This window comes from Lysobacter enzymogenes (assembly GCF_900106525.1).
Taxonomy (GTDB): domain Bacteria; phylum Pseudomonadota; class Gammaproteobacteria; order Xanthomonadales; family Xanthomonadaceae; genus Lysobacter; species Lysobacter enzymogenes.
Genome location: NZ_FNOG01000003.1, coordinates 708,859 through 725,025, shown reverse-complemented (window position 1 = coordinate 725,025; position 16,167 = coordinate 708,859). Strand labels below are relative to the sequence as shown.

General features: G+C 69.8%; 15 protein-coding genes and 2 pseudogenes. 8 read left to right on the top strand and 9 right to left on the bottom strand.

Annotated elements, in window-relative coordinates; all coding sequences use genetic code 11:
* Positions 1-249: 249 nt before the first annotated feature.
* A complete protein-coding gene (locus BLU84_RS10960) occupies positions 250-672 on the bottom strand; it encodes an RNA-binding S4 domain-containing protein (RefSeq protein WP_074866418.1) in 423 nt (140 codons plus the stop codon).
* Between the two features lie 34 nt (positions 673-706).
* On the opposite strand from BLU84_RS10960, the pseudogene BLU84_RS10955 reads away from it, so the two are divergent.
* Positions 707-2,182, top strand: a pseudogene (locus BLU84_RS10955) (MATE family efflux transporter); the annotation flags it as partial.
* Between the two features lie 25 nt (positions 2,183-2,207).
* Here the strand turns inward: BLU84_RS10955 and BLU84_RS28530 are convergent.
* Positions 2,208-2,498: pseudogene (locus BLU84_RS28530) on the bottom strand (hypothetical protein); the annotation flags it as partial.
* Here BLU84_RS28530 and BLU84_RS28525 point away from each other — a divergent pair.
* Entirely contained in the window at positions 2,431-2,625 is a 195-nt protein-coding gene (locus tag BLU84_RS28525) for a DUF6053 domain-containing protein (RefSeq protein WP_425479359.1), read from the top strand. The pseudogene BLU84_RS28530 and the gene BLU84_RS28525 overlap by 68 nt on opposite strands.
* Here BLU84_RS28525 and BLU84_RS10950 read toward each other — a convergent pair.
* The 7 genes from BLU84_RS10950 to ffh form a co-directional block, all read right to left on the bottom strand.
* On the bottom strand, positions 2,600-2,965 hold the full coding sequence (locus BLU84_RS10950) for a hypothetical protein (RefSeq protein WP_074866413.1): 366 nt from the start codon (positions 2,963-2,965) through the stop codon (positions 2,600-2,602). The genes BLU84_RS28525 and BLU84_RS10950 overlap by 26 nt on opposite strands.
* A gap of 522 nt (positions 2,966-3,487) precedes the next feature.
* The gene (gene rplS, locus BLU84_RS10945; protein WP_074866412.1) at positions 3,488-3,889 is read right to left on the bottom strand and encodes a 50S ribosomal protein L19; all 402 of its coding nucleotides are present in this window, start codon (positions 3,887-3,889) and stop codon (positions 3,488-3,490) included.
* Between the two features lie 90 nt (positions 3,890-3,979).
* On the bottom strand, positions 3,980-4,825 hold the full coding sequence (gene trmD / locus BLU84_RS10940) for a tRNA (guanosine(37)-N1)-methyltransferase TrmD (RefSeq protein ID WP_083382493.1): 846 nt from the start codon (positions 4,823-4,825) through the stop codon (positions 3,980-3,982).
* 89 nt (positions 4,826-4,914) lie between these two features.
* Entirely contained in the window at positions 4,915-5,430 is a 516-nt protein-coding gene (gene rimM / locus BLU84_RS10935; protein WP_074866409.1) for a ribosome maturation factor RimM, read from the bottom strand.
* 43 nt (positions 5,431-5,473) lie between these two features.
* Positions 5,474-5,731 (bottom strand): 30S ribosomal protein S16, encoded by a 258-nt coding sequence (gene rpsP, locus BLU84_RS10930; protein WP_074866406.1) that lies wholly within the window; start codon positions 5,729-5,731, stop codon positions 5,474-5,476.
* Between the two features lie 347 nt (positions 5,732-6,078).
* Positions 6,079-6,981, bottom strand: coding sequence for a hypothetical protein (locus BLU84_RS10925; RefSeq protein ID WP_139174918.1), 903 nt, complete (start codon positions 6,979-6,981; stop codon positions 6,079-6,081).
* 492 nt (positions 6,982-7,473) lie between these two features.
* A complete protein-coding gene (gene ffh, locus BLU84_RS10920) occupies positions 7,474-8,841 on the bottom strand; it encodes a signal recognition particle protein (RefSeq protein WP_074866400.1) in 1,368 nt (455 codons plus the stop codon).
* A gap of 318 nt (positions 8,842-9,159) precedes the next feature.
* On the opposite strand from ffh, the gene BLU84_RS10915 reads away from it, so the two are divergent.
* From BLU84_RS10915 to BLU84_RS10890, 6 genes are all read left to right on the top strand, one after another.
* A complete protein-coding gene (locus tag BLU84_RS10915; protein WP_074866397.1) occupies positions 9,160-9,951 on the top strand; it encodes a cytochrome C assembly family protein in 792 nt (263 codons plus the stop codon).
* 28 nt (positions 9,952-9,979) lie between these two features.
* Positions 9,980-10,642, top strand: a complete 663-nt coding sequence (locus BLU84_RS10910) for a CPBP family intramembrane glutamic endopeptidase (RefSeq protein ID WP_074866394.1) — start codon at positions 9,980-9,982, stop codon at positions 10,640-10,642.
* A gap of 318 nt (positions 10,643-10,960) precedes the next feature.
* Complete coding sequence (locus BLU84_RS10905) at positions 10,961-11,419, top strand: MarR family winged helix-turn-helix transcriptional regulator (protein ID WP_074866390.1); 459 nt, start codon at positions 10,961-10,963, stop codon at positions 11,417-11,419.
* A gap of 3 nt (positions 11,420-11,422) precedes the next feature.
* The gene (locus BLU84_RS10900) at positions 11,423-12,943 is read left to right on the top strand and encodes an efflux transporter outer membrane subunit (RefSeq protein ID WP_074866387.1); all 1,521 of its coding nucleotides are present in this window, start codon (positions 11,423-11,425) and stop codon (positions 12,941-12,943) included.
* On the top strand, positions 12,940-14,136 hold the full coding sequence (locus BLU84_RS10895) for an HlyD/EmrA/EmrK family protein (RefSeq protein WP_074866385.1): 1,197 nt from the start codon (positions 12,940-12,942) through the stop codon (positions 14,134-14,136). Before BLU84_RS10900 ends, BLU84_RS10895 begins: the two co-directional genes overlap by 4 nt.
* Positions 14,137-14,523: 387 nt before the next feature.
* On the top strand, positions 14,524-16,104 hold the full coding sequence (locus tag BLU84_RS10890) for a DHA2 family efflux MFS transporter permease subunit (RefSeq protein WP_074866380.1): 1,581 nt from the start codon (positions 14,524-14,526) through the stop codon (positions 16,102-16,104).
* Positions 16,105-16,167 lie beyond the last annotated feature (63 nt).

The following is a 16,167-nucleotide window of genomic DNA, read 5'->3' as shown; positions in this document are numbered from 1 at the left end:
CCGCCTTCGCGGGGATGACGGCTTGGAGTGGCGCGGTGAATCCGCCTGCCGCCATTCCCACGGGAAGAGACACCGCGAACCCCACCTACCGTCATGCCCGCGAACGCGGGTATCCAGGGCTTCACCGAAGCATGACTCTGAAGTCTCTGGTTCCCTGCCTTCGCGGGAACGACGATTTGGAAGGGACGCAACAGAACAGACGCCGCACTCAAGGCCAGCACACCGCCTTCAGCCAGCGCCCCACCCGCCTCACAGTGCGTCGATATCCCCCAACGCCTTGATCAAACGTCGCGCGCGCTTGTCCGGCTTGGTCTCCGGCGCGCGGTAGCCGTTGCGCTCGGCCGCGCGCAGGGCGCGCGCGTGTTCGCGCGCGACGCGCGAGGCCTCGGTTTCGGCGTACAGCGTTTGCGCCGCGCTGGCCGGGCCGCGGGTGTCGCTGAGCCCGGTCACCGCGATCTCGAAAATTTCTTCGCCGCGCGCGACCTTCAGCGCATCGCCCACGCGCACCGCGCGCGAAGCCTTGGCGCGCTGGCCGCCGACTTCGACCTTGCCGGTCTCCACCGCCTGCCGCGCCAGGCTGCGGGTCTTGTAGAAGCGCGCCGCCCACAGCCACAGGTCCAACCGCACCGTCGCCTGCGCCGGCGCATTCGTCGTTTCGTCTTGCTTGCTCATCGGCGCGAAAGATACCACCGCGCGCGCGCCGCCGATGCGACGCCGCCAGGCCGTCCGTCGCCGCCGCACGGCCGCCGCGGCGCGTGCAGATTTCGACCGATTACGCCACACCCCGCGCAATCGCCGACGCCGCGCCCCCCCGGCGCGCGGCATACTGCGCACTCGCTCGCCCCGCGCCGCTCCTGCCCGCCACGCGCGGCATACTGCCGCCTCGCCCGCCCCGCCCGGAACCGACATGGCCCCCAGCGCTCCCCGCGGCAGCCACCTGCTGACCGAAGGCCCGATCGGCCGCACCATGGTCTCCTTCGCCCTGCCGATCATGGCCGGCAACGCCGCGCAATCGCTCAACGGCTCGATCAACTCGATCTGGGTCGGCCGCTACCTCGGCGAGGCCGCGCTGACCGCGACGGCCAACGCCAACAACATCATGTTCTTCCTGATCGGCTCGATGTTCGGCATCGGCATGGCCGCGACCATCCTGATCGGCCAGGCCACCGGCGCGCGCGACATCGCCCGCGCGCGCCAGGTCATGGGCACCAGCGCCAGTTTCTTCATCGGCCTGTCGGTGCTGATCGCGGCGATCGGCTGGTTCTTCGCCGACGCGATCCTGCGCGGCATGGGCACGCCCGCGGCGGCGCAGCCGCTGGCCGAGCAGTACCTGCGGGTGATCTTTCTGTCGATCCCCTTCATCTACGCCTTCGCCTTCCTGTCCTCGGCGTTGCGCGGCCTGGGCGACTCGCGCACGCCGTTCCGCTTCCTGCTGATGTCGGTGGCGCTCGACATCGTGCTCAACCCGCTGCTGATCTTCGGCTGGGGCCCGGTGCCGGCGATGGGCATCGCCGGCTCGGCGTTGTCGACCTTCATCGCCCAGGGCGCCAGCCTGGCCGCGCTGCTGATCCACCTGCGGCGCAAGCGCCACGTGCTGTGGCTGGGCCGCGGCGATGCGCACCTGCTCAAGATCGACCCGACCGTGCTGCGCGCGCTGGTCGTCAAGGGCGTGCCGATGGGCCTGCAGATGGTGCTGATCTCGCTGGCGATGATCGCGATGATCCGCCTGGTCAACGCCCACGGCACGGGAATCGCCGCCGGCTACGGCGCGGCGCTGCAGTTGTGGACCTACGTGCAGATGCCGGCGATGGCGATCGGCGCGGCGTGCTCCTCGATCGCCGCGCAGAGCGTCGGCGCCGGGCGCTGGGACCGGGTCGACGCGGCCGCGCGCACCGGCACCTTGTTCAATTTCCTCATGACCGGCGCGCTGATCGCGCCGCTGATTCTGTTCGACCGCTACACCCTGGCGCTGTTCCTGCCCACCGGCAGCGCTTCGTTCGAGATCGCCCGGCACCTCAACCACATCGCGGTGTTCTCGTTCCTGTTCTTCGGCGTGACCTTCGTGATCTCCGGCGTGGTCCGCGCCACCGGCGCAGTGATTCCGCCGCTGCTGATCCTGGGCTCAGCGCTGTGGGGCATCCGCGTGCCGTTCGCGACCTTCCTGCAGCCGGTGCTGGGCCTGGACGCGCTGTGGTGGAGCTTCCCGGTCAGCGCGCTGTGCTCGATGCTGATGTCGATGGCGTACTACCGCTGGGGCGGCTGGCGCAAAGCCAGGATGATGGCGCCGCCCGAGCGCGTGGCCGCGCCGGTGGCGACCCAGACCATCGCCACGCCGGCCGAAGTGCCGGCGCAGACGCCGGCGCCGGTGGCCGATGCCAGTCCCGACGACGGTACCGTGGCGGTCTCGCGCGAGCGCAGTTGAGCGCTGCGGTGGCAGGGCCTTCAGGCCCGATGCTCTTGTGTCGGAGCGCGGTCATCGCAACGGAAAGCATCGGGCCTGAAGGCCCTCGCCCAAGCGCAAGCGCAAGCGTCATGCGTTGGCTTCGTCGTCTCGATCCGCAAGCCAGCGCTGGGCCTGGGCGTGCTCCCGTCGCAGCGATCAGATTTCTTCCAGCGCCAGGGTGAACACCCCGGCTTCGCCCTGGTCGAAGGCTTCGCGCCAGATCCGGTAGCCCTCCAGGTCTTCCTCGCGCACCGGCAGGCGCCCGATCACGCGCGGATGCGCCTCGGCCACGCGCGTGCCGACGATGGGGAAATGGCCGAGCAGGCGGATGGTCTTGAGTTCGGCCACATCGGCCTCGTCCTCGCGGCGGACCTCGTCGGCGGTGTGGGTGTCGAACTTGCGCAGCGAGAACGCGTCGCGCCCGTCCGGCAACGCGTCGATGCGCTGCACCCAGAAAAAGCCCCAGGTGCCGTCGCTGCGCGGATAGGTGCAGATGTCGCCTTCGGACAGGCCAGGATTCATGGACGCTCCCGCCGCGGGGGCGGCGCGATGTTCGGGGAATGCGGCGGGCAGGGCCGCGTGGCGAATCTAGCGCGATTCGCGCCGAGCGCACAGCGGGCGGCGGCGGCCAGGGCAGGGCGCGGGGCGTTCGCGGCCACGGTGGAAACGAGTGCGCAGGAATACGCAGGAGTGAGGAGCGAGCGTGGGCCGACGTCGCGGGAGGCGCGCAAGTGCGGCGCTCGCCGCGCGAAAACTTCCGGCTGCTGCGCTCGTCATGCGCGCAGTTCCCGCTGCGGCCGCGCCGTTCGAAACGTTCGAGGCGCGGTATTCGACGCTCGAAACTTCGGGCGCAACTTCAGTCCACGGAGAAACGTCGGCGTCGCAGTAGTTACGGCGCGCAACCGCAAAACGCGACGAGCGCAGATGCGCGAGACGCGAACGCCGGCACCGACCATCGTCAACTGCCGGCCGTTCGTATCGCGGCGCGCAAAAACAAACGGCCGCCTTTCGGCGGCCGTTCGCGACGCTGCTCGGGCGGGCCGATTACTCGGCGGCGGCCGGCGCGTTCTTGGCGCGCGCGTAGGCGGCCAGGTCTTCCTTGATGCGGGCCTTCTTGCCTTCCAGGCCACGCAGGTAGTACAGCTTGCCGGCGCGGACCTTGCCGCGGCGCTTGACTTCGACCGAGTCGATCACCGAGCTGTGGGTCTGGAACACGCGCTCGACGCCGTAGCCGTGCGAGATCTTGCGCACGGTGAAGGACGAGTTGAGGCCGGCGTTCTTCTTGCCGATGACCACGCCTTCATAGGCCTGGACGCGCTCGCGGTTGCCTTCCTTGACCTTGACGTTGACGACGATGGTGTCGCCCGGGCTGAACTCGGGCAGCTTGCGCTGTACCTGTTCGGCTTCGAAATTCTGGACCAGCGTATGGATGGACGGCTTGTTCATGGCTATGGCCTGTTGGATTAGTTGTTGCGCGAGTGCACGTGGACCCGCGTCATGGCATGGATACAGCTATGGGTACAGCTAAGCGACTAATTATAACGGGATTTTTTTGGCCGTGGCTAGGGCCTGGCCGGCCGGCTCCGGATCGGGGCCCGCAGGGCCGGCCGAAACGGGGCTGGAATCGGTTTCCCGGGCCGTCTGCGCCGCCAGTTCGGCCCGATAGGCCTCCAGCAGCTTGCGGTCGGCCTTGGACAGGGCGGCCTCGTTCAGCAAGTCCGGGCGGCGCTGCCAGGTCCGGCCCAGCGACTGCTGGCGGCGCCACTGGGCGATGCGGGCGTGGTTGCCCGACATCAGCACCTGCGGCACCGAGCCCAGCTCGTGCTCGACCGGGCGGGTGTAGTGCGGGCAGTCCAGCAGCCCGTCCTCGAAACTGTCCTGCACCGCCGACTCGGCGTCGCCGAGCGCGCCGTCCTGCAGGCGCGCGACCGCGTCGACCACCACCGCCGCGGCCAGTTCGCCGCCGGACAGCACGTAGTCGCCGATCGACAGTTCCTCGTCGACCTCGGCGCGGATCAGCCGTTCGTCGACGCCTTCGTAACGGCCGCACAGCAGGATCAGCCGCTCGTGGCCGGCCAGCTCGCGTACCTTGGCCTGATCCAGGCGCGCGCCTTGCGGGCTCAGATAGATCAGCCGCGCCGGCGCGGGATCGGCCGCGCGCGCCGCGGCGATGGCGGCGCGCAGCGGATCGATCAGCATCACCATGCCCGGACCGCCGCCGAACGGACGCTCGTCGACGCGGCGGTAATTGCCTTCGGCGTAATCGCGCGGATTCCAGCCGTGCATCGTCAGCAGCCCGCGCTCGCCGGCGCGGCCGACCACGCCGAACGCCGCGCATTGCGCGACGAACTCGGGGAACAGGCTGATGACGTCGATGCGCATGGGGCTAGGAGATGGCGAATAGAAGTTAGGAGATAGCAAGAGTCTGGAGCTTAGCTTTTCGCTATCTCCCAACTCCTATCCGCTATCTCCTAGAAATCGGGATCCCAATCGACGGTCACCCGTCGGGCTTCGAAATCCACCGACAGCACGTACTGCGGGATCACGAACGGGATCATGCGCTCGCGCTCGTCGTCGCGCGCCACCAGCACGTCGTTGGCGCCGGTCGCGAACAGGTGCGAGACCTTGCCCAGGGCGACGCCTTGCGTGGTGACCACGTCCAGGCCTTCCAGGTCGACCCAATAGAACTCGCCCTCGCGCGGCGGCGGCAGGGCCGAACGCGGGACATAGATTTCGGTGCCGTGCAGCGCTTCGACCGCCTCGCGGTCGGTCACGCCCGGCAGGTTGGCGATCAGGTACTTGCCGCTTTCGCGGCCGCGCACGCCCGACAGTTCGCGCTCGCGCCCCTGCGGATCGCGCACGATCCAGGGCTGGTAGCGGAAGATCGCGGCGCGCGGCTCGGTCCAGGACTCGAGCTTGGCTTCGCCGCGAATGCCGAACGCGCCAAGCACCCTGCCCAACAGGATGCGGCGCGAGGATTCGCTCATATGCGTGAAAGAGGGCCGCGCGCGGGGCGCGCGGCCCGCCGGCTCAGGCGGCCGGAGCGGCCTTGACGGCCTGCTTGTACAGGTCGGCGACCTTGTCGGTCAGCTGGGCGCCGTTGGCGACCCAATGCTTGACGCGATCGAGGTCGAGCTCGACGCGCTTTTCGTTGCCGGCGGCGACCGGGTTGTAGAAACCGACGCGCTCGATGTTGCGGCCGTCGCGGGCGCTGCGGCTGTCGGTGACGATGATGTGGTAGAACGGACGCTTCTTGGCGCCGCCGCGGGTCAGTCGAATCTTGACCATGGGGTCGTTTTCCTGTGTTGCCCAGCCGTCGGAATGACGGGGTAAGCCGCCGATTCTAGCCCATCGAGCCAGCCAGGCCAACCCGCCCCTGTGGGCGCGGCGCTGCGCCGCGGCCGTTTCGGCCCTCCTGGCCCCCGCCCGCAAGCCCTCGCAAAGCCGATCCGGGCCGTCCCCGGGCGGTCGATCGCCCGGTTCCGGCCCGCATCGTCGGGCTTCCCTGCCCTGCCCTGTTTGCGCCGTCCGCCTGCTGCGGTCGGCGGCACGGGCGGCGCCGTCCCGGCACCGCCCGGCCGCGGCCGGATCGCCCCCGACGCCGGCCGCGGCGTCTGCCTCGCCTGCGGCGCGCCTCAGCGCCGGTAGCGGATGCTGCCGCGCAGCGCGGTCGCGCCGGCTTCGCAGTGCTGCTCGAAATCGGCCGCCAGGCCGGTGACCAAACGCGTGGCCGGATCCACGTCCACCGCCTGGATCGTCACCGTGCCCGAGACCCGGTTGCAGCCGCGGCCGTTGCCGGAGAAATCGAAGCCGAAGCTGTTGGCGTCGCCGAAGCGGCTGATCGGATAGGTGCCCGGGCGCAGAGTCTGCCCGGTCGGCGGGCGCAGGATCGCCGACCACGAATCGCGCTGGCCCGAGGCGTTGTAGATCAGGTAGCCGTCGTTGCCGGACACGGCGAAGGTGCTGGTGTCGCCGGCGTAGTCCTTGCGCACGCCCTGGCCGACGTAGTCGCCGACGTCGCTGTTCAACGACAGCGACAGCGGCTGCGCGTTGTAGCGCAACGTGGCGGTAAGCAAGGGCGCGTTGTCGCGTTCGCAGCGCTGCAGGCCGGTGGCTTCCAGCGCGGTGACCGCGTCGTTGGCGCCGAATTCGATCTGCTGGATGTAGACCGAACCCCAGATGCGGTTGCAGCCGCGGCCGTTGCCGTCGATGTCGATGCCCGGCGAGCGGCCGCTGCGGAACGCGGAACGTTCGGCGAAGTAGTAGCGCCCCGGTTGCAGGCGCTGGCCGCGCGGCGCGCTGAGTTCGGCGTACCAGTAGTCGTTGCCCTTGCGCACGCTCATCTGCAGTTGCTGCGCGTTGCCGCTGACCGAGATGGTCGAATCGTTGCCGGTGTAGGCCCGGGTCTGGCCCTGGCCGATGTAGTCGCCGGTTTCGCTGACGAAGGAATATGAGGTTTCGGCCAGGGCCGCGGGCGCGGCGGCGAGGCCGGCGACGGCCAGCGCGAGGGCGCGGCCCATCGTCGTGAGTCGGGTCATTGCGCGATCTCCATGATCTGTGTGCGGCCGCGCGGATGCGCGGCCGGTCCTTGCGGTTGCGATGCGTGCGATGCGATGACGGCGCGCGGCGGAAGCCGGCGCGGGCGTGCTGCGTTGGTTGCGATGGGTACTTCGCGATGCAGTGCTGGGCGATGCGCTTGCCGTGGTGCGGAGAGAAGTTTGCCGCGCGCGCATCTCGCGCGAAGAGAATGCGGCAGGCCGTCGGTCGGCGATGCGTGGGCGGCGGCGTCTCGGTGCGCGCGACGCGGGTGTCGGCGCGGCTGGATAGCGGCGGCGCGCGGCGGGGAATCAATGCGGATTTATCGCGGCGCTTGCGGCGGCGAAGGGATCGGCGGTTGCGTCGTGGCCGCGGTGGCGCGGTCGCGGCTTGCGCCGCTCCTACAGGTAGTCGGCGGAATTACGTGGGCGCTGAAACGACGACGGCGGCCTTGTGGGCCGCCGTCGTGGAGCGAGTTCGAAGCGAGAACGCGATCAGCGGAACGGCATGCCGCCGCGGCCGCCCATCATGCCGCGCATGCCGCGCATCAGGCCCTTCATGCCGCCGCCCGACAGCTTGCTCATCATCTTTTCCATCTGCTGGTACTGCTTCATCAGCTTGTTGACGTCGGCCGGGGTCAGGCCGGCGCCCTTGGCGATGCGCGCGCGGCGCGAGCCGTTGAGCAGGGCCGGGTTGCGCCGTTCCTTCTTGGTCATCGAGTTGATGATCGCGACCATGCGCGGCACTTCCTTGCCGGTGATCTGGCTCTTCACCGAATCCGGGATCTGGCCCATGCCCGGCAGCTTGTCCATGAGCCCGCTCAGGCCGCCCATGTTCTGCATCTGCTCGAGCTGGTCCTTCATGTCGTTGAGGTCGAACTTCTTGCCCTTGGCGACCTTCTCGGCGAGCTTTTGCGCCTTGTCCTTGTCGACCTGCTGCTCGACCTGCTCGACCAGCGACAGCACGTCGCCCATGTCGAGGATGCGGCTGGCGACGCGGTCGGGGTGGAACACGTCCAGGCCGTCGGGCTTCTCGCCCACGCCGATGAACTTGATCGGCTTGCCGGTGATGTAGCGCACCGACAGCGCGGCGCCGCCGCGGGCGTCGCCGTCGGTCTTGGTCAGCACCACGCCGGTCAGCGGCAGCGCTTCGCTGAAGGCCTTGGCGGTGGCGGCGGCGTCCTGGCCGGTCATCGCGTCGACCACGAACAGGGTTTCCACCGGCGAGACCGCGGCGTGCAGCGCCTTGATCTCGCTCATCATCGCCTCGTCGATGGCGAGGCGGCCGGCGGTGTCGACCAGCAGCACGTCGACGAAGGACTTGCGCGCATCGGCAATGGCGGCGCGCACGATCTCTTCGGGCTTCTGCGAAGCGGCCGAGGGGAAGAACAGCACGTCGACCTGTTCGGCGAGCTGCTTGAGCTGCTCGATCGCGGCCGGACGGTAGATGTCGGCGGACACCACCATCACCTTCTTCTTGCGCCGTTCCTTGAGGTGCTTGGCGAGCTTGCCGACCGTGGTGGTCTTGCCCGCGCCCTGCAGGCCGGCCATCAGGATCACCGCCGGCGCCGGCACGTTGAGGTTGAGGTCGGCGGCCTGCGAGCCCATCACCGCGGTCAGCTCGTCGCGCACGACCTTGATCAGGGCCTGGCCCGGGGTCAGCGACTTGAGCACTTCCTGGCCGACCGCGCGCACCTTGATGCGCTCGATCAGGGCCTGCACCACCGGCAGGGCGACGTCGGCCTCGAGCAAGGCGATGCGCACCTCGCGGGTGGCTTCGCGGATGTTTTCTTCGGTCAGGCGGCCGCGGCCGCGCAGGCGTTCGATGGTGCCGGAGAGGCGTTGGGTCAGGGATTCGAACATGGCGCTTACCTGGAATGCGGGGCCGACGCGGCCGGGACGGGGCCGGGCGCCTTGCCGAATGGGGCAGGACTACAAGGGGCGGGAAGTATAGGCCATCCCCACTGTTGTCTTGCCCTGGCGGTCGCGCGGGCGCGGGCTCAGTCGCGCGAACCTACTAGGGTGTGGGGCGCGGGCCTCGCGCGCAGGCACGCCCTGCCCTGCGGCCCAGTCTTTTCGCCCGGCCGCGGCGACGGCGGCCATCGCCGCTGCGGCGTCGCGCCGCGCAACCGGCGGCGTTCGGCGCTACGGATCGCAGCGCCGCTATGCCACACTGCGGCGATGACAATCGTTCTCATCGCCATCGCCTTGTACCTGAGCGCCACCGGCCTGCTGGTCTCGGCGGTGCGCCGCGACGGCGGCCGCGGCGCGCGCGGCTGGCTGTTGCCGGCCAACTTCGCGGTGCTGCTGCACGGGCTGGCCCACCTGCTGGCCTGGCGCGTCGCCGGCGGCGCCGACCTGCATTTCTTCGCCGCGCTGTCGCTGGTGGGGCTGGGCATGTCGGTGCTGACCGCGATCGTCGGCGCGGCCGGACGCATGGCCGCGCTGGGCGTGGTGGTGTTCCCGCTGTCGGCGCTTATGCTGCTGGCCTATCAGCTCTACGGCCACGTCCAGCATCCCGAGCCGCTGGACTGGCGCCTGCAGTTGCACGCGTGGATGGCGCTGCTGGCCTACGCCACCCTGGCGGTGGCGGCGCTGTTCGCGATGATGCTGTGGCTGCAGGAACGCGCCCTGCGCCGGCGCGAGTTCCACGGCTGGCTGCGCGCGCTGCCGCCGCTGGTGGAGCTGGAAAGCCTGCTGTTCCGCACCATCGCGGTCGGCTTCATCCTGCTGACCGCGACCTTGCTGACCGGCGTGCTGTTCGTGGAGAACCTGCTGGCCCAGCACCTGGTGCACAAGACCGTGCTCAGCGTGCTGTCGTGGCTGGCCTTCGGCGGCCTGCTGCTGGGGCGCTGGCGTTACGGCTGGCGCGGCGTGGTCGCGGTGCGCTGGACCCTGGCGGCGATGGCGCTGCTGGTGCTGGCGTTCTTCGGCAGCAAGTTCGTGCTGGAACTGGTGTTGCGGCGGGTTTGACCGGCGCGGCCGGCGCAGGGAACGCACGATGGTGAACTGGATCAAGTCGCTGTCGCAGCGCAGCGAATTCGTCGGTGTGCTGACGCTGGCGTTCGGCGCGTCGATCTGGCAGAGCCTGAGCATGGCGCTGTCGCCGCAGCCGCTGACGGCGGTGTTCGACAACGCCAGCCTGAGCGGGCTGATGGGCACGCAACTGGCGACGCTGGCGATCATCGGCGCCTTCTTGTACCTGCGCGGCTGGACCTGGGCGCGGCTCGGGCCGGCGCCGCGCTGGCGCGACCTGCCGCACGGGCTCGGGCTGGCCGCGGCGACCCTGGTCGGGTTCTGGGTGTTTCATGCCGCGGCCGCGCTCACCGGCCTGCTGCCGGCCGATGCCGACGACTCGGTGCGGGTCGCGCCGGACCTGGACTGGCGGCTGATGTTCGCCGCCTCGGCGGTGAACGGATTCTTCGAGGAAGCCCTGGTCTGCGGCTATCTGGTCTCGGCGCTGCGCGAGCGGCCGTCGATGTGGACCGCGATCCACCTGAGCACCGCGATCCGCGCCAGCTACCACCTCTACCAAGGCGAGGCCGGCGCGGTGATGGTGCCGATGGGCTTGGCCTTCGCCTGGCTGTACTCGGTCACCGGCCGGTTGTGGCCGCTGGTGGTGGCGCATATCGCGCTCGACGCGCTGGCGCTGTTCGCGCGCTGATTACGGCCGGCCGGGCGCCTGCGCCGACCCGTTCGACCGCCTCCGTCGGCCCTGCGCGCCGGCGCCGTTCGTCGCCGACTTGATCGTCTTTGGCGTGTTGCGGCGCAACAAATCGTCCCGGCGACGTTGCGGTGAGTATTCGACCGCCGACGTCACAGCTTCGCGCGCCGGGAAAATACTATTTCCGATCAATTATTTACTGATTCGCAGCGGGACGAACCGATTTAAGCACGGCCGGTCGGCACTTGCTGAACGGGGCTATTGTCAGCTCAATATTTGCATTGACAACTATTGCGCGGGCGAGCACCATGCCGCGCCATGACGACCCCGACCCCCACCCAGCCCTGCTCCACCTCCAACCTCGGCCTGCTGTTCCGCCAAGTGCGCGACGCGATGTGGGCGCAGATGGAGCGCGAGCTGGCCCAGGCAGGCCACGATCTGACCTTCAGCCAGTTCATCACTCTCAAGGAGTTGGCCATCGGCACCGCCGGGGTCACCGAACTGGCGCGAGCGGCCCAGCTCAATCCGGGCGCCATGACCCGCCTGCTCGACAAGCTCGAAAGCCGCGGCCTGGTCGCGCGCGTCGCCGATCCGGACGACCGCCGGGCGCTGAACATCCACCTGACCGAAGCCGGCGCCGCGATCTGGGCCGACATCGACCAGTGCGGCCGGCGCGTGCGCGAGCGCGCGATGTCCGGCCTCAGCGATGCCGACCGCGAACAGCTGTACCGCTTGCTCGAACAGGTCCGCGACAACCTTTCCCTCTCCGGTTCCTGAGCCATGTCCGTCAACGACACTCGCCCGCGCCGCGGGCTGCAATACGTGCTCGCGCCGCTGGCCGCGGCGTTGATCCTCGCCGGCTGCGCCAGCACCCGCGGCCTGGAGCCGTCGGGCCGCGCGCTCGACGCCGACAGCCTTGAAGCCAAGCGCAGCCTCGCCGCCGCCGACCTCTCGCCCGCGCAGTTCCCGCAGCGCGACTGGTGGACCGCGTTCGGCGACGCCCAGCTCGACAGCCTGATCGCCGAAGCCCTGGCCGGTTCGCCGAGCCTGGACGCGGCCGACGCGCGCGTGCGCCAGGCGGTGGCCCAGGCCGGCCTCGCCGACGCGGCGCGCAAGCCCACCCTCGGCGCCAGCGCGCAGTACTCCGGCGCGCACCTGCCCGAGACCCTGGCGCCGGAGCCCATCGGCGGCAAGTACCTCGGCGCCGACGTGCTGATGCTGAGCTTCAAATACTCGCCCGACCTGTGGGGCGGCAAGCGCGCGCGCTGGCAGGCCGCGCTGGGCCAGTCGCGCGCGGCCGAAGTCGAAGCCCAGGCCGCGCGCCTGACGCTGTCGTCCAACATCGCACGCAGCTACGTCTCGCTGGCCCAGGCGTTCGAAGCGCAGGACGTGGCCAAGGCCGAGAAGCTGCGTTCGGACAAGCTGCTGGGCCTGGGCCAACAACGGGTCAAGGCCGGCCTCGACAACCAGTTGCAGATCCGCAACGCGCAGAGCGCCAGCGCCAGCGCCGACCAGCAGATCCAGGCCGCGCAGCAGCAGATCGACGCCGCGCGCAACGCGCTCGCCGCGCTGCTGGGCAAGGGCCCGGACCGCGGCCTGCAGATCGCCCGCCCGACCCTGCTGGCCGGCAACGCCGCCGGCGTGCCCGATGTGCTGCCGAGCGAGTTGCTCGGCCACCGTCCCGACGTGGTCGCGGCGCGCTGGCGCGTGGAAGCGTCCTCGCACGGGATCAAGGCGTCCAAGGCCGATTTCTATCCGACCGTGAACCTCAGCGCGATCGTCGGCCTGGCCACCGCGCACCTGTCGGACCTGTTCACCAGCCAGGCGCGCCTGTACCAGGGCGGCCCGGCGATCAGCATGCCGATCTTCGACGGCGGCCGGCTGCGCAACGAACTGGCCGGCAGCGACGCCGACTACGACCTGGCCGTGGCCAACTACAACCAGAGCCTGATCGGCGCGCTGCGCGAAGTCGCCGATGCGGTGCAGTCCTCGCGCTCGCTCGACGGCCAGTTGGTCTCGGCGCAGCAGGCGCGCGACGCCGCGCAGCAGGCCTGGCAGATCGCCACCACCCGCTACCGCGCCGGCCTGGGCACCCAGATCGACGTGCTGACCGCGCAGCGCCCGCTGCTGCAGCTCGACCAGCAACTGACCACGCTGCGCGCGCAGCGCCTGGCCGCGCGCATCGATCTGGACCGCGCGCTCGGCGGCGGCTTGCAGCTGAGCCCGCCCGACCCGGTCGCCGCCACCGTCCCCAACGCTTCTTCCGATAACAACGCCATCGCCAAGGCCCCCACGCCATGACCACCGAAGTCAATCCCAACGCCGCCGCGGCGGCGCCGGCCGCGCCGCCGAAGAACGGCAAGCGCCGCAAGGCGCTGCTGATCCTGCTCACCGTGGTCGTGGTCGCCGCGATCGCGTGGACGGCTTACTACCTGCTGGTGCTGCGCTGGCATCAGGACACCGACGATGCCTACGTGCAGGGCAACGTCGTCAACATCACCCCGCAGGTGCAGGGCACCGTGGTCAGCATCGGCGCCGACGACGGCATGAAGGTGACGGCCGGCCAGGTGCTGGTGCAGCTCGACCCGAACGACGCCCAGGTCGCCTACGACCAGTCGGTGGCCAACCTCGCCAACACCGTGCGCCAGGTGCGCGGCCTGTACAGCGCGGTCGATGCCGGCCAGGCCGATCTGTCGGCGCGCGAAGTCGCGGTGCAGAAGGCCCGCGCCGACGTCAAGCGGCGCGAAGGGCTGGTCGCCGGCGGCGCGGTCTCGGCCGAAGAGCTGGCCCACGCGCGCGACGAACTGGCCTCGGCCGAAGCGTCGCTGTCGTCCTCGCGCGGCACCCTGGCGCGCAACCGCGCCCTGGTCGACGCGACCACGATCGCGCGCCAGCCGCAGGTCGCCTCCGCCGCCGCGCAGCTGCGTCAGGCGTATCTGAACCTGCAGCGCTCGGCCATCGTCGCGCCGGTCAGCGGCTTCGTCGGCAAGCGCAATGTGCAGCTCGGCCAGCGCGTCGCGCCGGGCACCGCGCTGATGACGATCATCCCGCTCAGCGAAGTGTGGGTGGAAGCCAACTTCAAGGAGACCCAGCTGGCCAACATGCGCATCGGCCAGCCGGTCGACCTGCACTCGGACCTGTACGGCTCCAAGGTGCGTTATGAGGGCAAGGTCGTCAGCCTCGGCCTGGGCACCGGCAGCGCGTTCTCGCTGCTGCCGGCGCAGAACGCCAGCGGCAACTGGATCAAGATCATCCAGCGCGTGCCGGTGCGCATCGAGGTCGATCCCAAGCAACTGGCCGAACACCCGCTGCGCCTGGGCCTGAGCATGCACGTCGACGTCGGCATCCGCGACCAGAACGGCGCGGTGCTGGCCAGCGCGCCGCCGGCCAAGCCGGTGCTGAGCACCCAGGCCTACGCCAAGCAGTTGCACGACGCCGACGCGATGATCGACAAGATCGTGCGCGAGAACCTGCCGGGCGTGCAGCACGGTTGAGCATGGAAGCGGACGGACGCGCGTGAGGCGCGTCCGCCCGCATTGCGGCGCGGGCCGCGTTCGCATCGGCCGATGTCCCCTCCCCCCGATCGGGATCGAAGCGAAAGCGTTCCGCCGCCGCAAGGCGCAGGCGAGCACCTCCCCCACGTCGTTCTCGCCTGCGCTTCCTCTCTTTGTCGTGGCGATCGGAGCCAAGCGACTCCAGCGCTGCGACCGAAGTTGCGCCGCCTAAAGATCGCCGTTCCGGCTCTGGCCGCAACGACGGAACGGAAAACTCCGGCGCGAACGCTACGCGATCCGCGCCGCACCACCCCGCTTCGCGGCCCCGCGCCCCCACCACGCGGCCCGTCCTGACTCTTCAGGCTTCCGAACACACAGGCACGTTCCATGTCCGCCACCACCGCCAATGCCGGCCCCGCCGCGCCCGCGCAGCCGCAAGCCGCCTTCAAGCCGCCGAACATGGCGCTGACCACGCTGGGCCTGGCCCTGGCGTCGTTCATGCAGGTGCTCGACACCACCATCGCCAACGTGTCGCTGCCGACCATCTCCGGCAACCTCGGCGGCAGCGCCAACCAGGCCACCTGGGTCATCACCTCGTTCGCCGTCAGCAACGCCATCGCGCTGCCGCTGACCGGCTTCTTCACCCGCAAGTTCGGCGAGCGCAAGCTGTTCATGTGGGCGACGCTGCTGTTCGTGATCGCCTCGTTCCTGTGCGGCCTGGCCAACAGCATGGGCCTGCTGGTCGCCGCGCGCGCGCTGCAGGGTTTCGTCGCCGGGCCGATGTATCCGGTCACCCAGGCGCTGCTGATCTCGATCTATCCACCGCACAAACGCGGCCAGGCCATCGCCCTGCTGGCGATGGTGACCGTGGTCGCGCCGATCGCCGGCCCGATCCTCGGCGGCTGGATCACCGACAACTACAGTTGGGAGTGGATCTTCTTCATCAACGTGCCGATCGGCATCTTCGCCAGCATCGTGGTCGGCAACCAGTTGCGCGGCCGCCCGGAGCGGCTGGACAAGCCGAAGATGGACTACATGGGCCTGGCGATGCTGGTGATCGGCGTGGCCGCGCTGCAGATCATGCTCGACCTGGGCAACGACGAGGACTGGTTCAACTCCACCACCATCGTCGTGCTGACCATCGTGGCGGTGGTCGCGCTGGCGGTATTCGTGATCTGGGAACTGACCGAACGCGATCCCATCGTCAACCTGCGCCTGTTCCGCCACCGCAACTTCGCCAGCGGCACCGCGGCGATGGTGCTGGCCTATTCGGCGTTCTTCGCCATCGGCCTGCTGGTGCCGCTGTGGCTGCAGCGCAACCTGGGCTACACCTCGATCTGGGCGGGTTTGGCGACCGCGCCGATCGGCATCCTGCCGGTGCTGCTGACGCCGTTCGTGGGCTTGTACGCGGCGCGCTTCGACCTGCGCTGGGTCGCCACCGGCGCGTTCTTGGTCATGGCCGCGACCAGCTTCGTGCGCTCGGGCTTCAACCTCGACGTGGACTTCCACCACGTCGCCCTGGTGCAGTTGTGGCAAGGCCTGGGCGTGGCGCTGTTCTTCATGCCGGTGCTGACGATCTTGCTGTCGGACCTGGAGCCGCACGAGATCGCCGCCGGTTCCGGCCTGGCCACCTTCGTGCGCACGCTCGGCGGCAGTTTCGCCGCCTCGCTGACCACCTGGGCCTGGAACCAGCGCAGCACCATCCACCACGCCCAACTGACCGAGCACATCGGCGCCTACGATCCGCAGATCCAGCAGACCGTGGACCAGCTCGGCCGCGGCGACCCGACCCGCGGGGCGCTGGTGCTGAACCAGATGATCTCGCAACAGGCCGCGCAGATCGGCTTCAACGAGATGCTGTACCTGATCGGCATCTTGTTCGTGGTGGTGACCGCGTTCGTGTGGATGGCCAAGCCGCCGTTCAGCGCCAAGGTCGGCGGCGGCGCCGCGGCGGCCGGCGGGCACTGAGCCGCGCGACATCGCAGCATGCGAACGGGCCGGTCATCCGGCCCGTTCGCTTTTGTGCGTCTG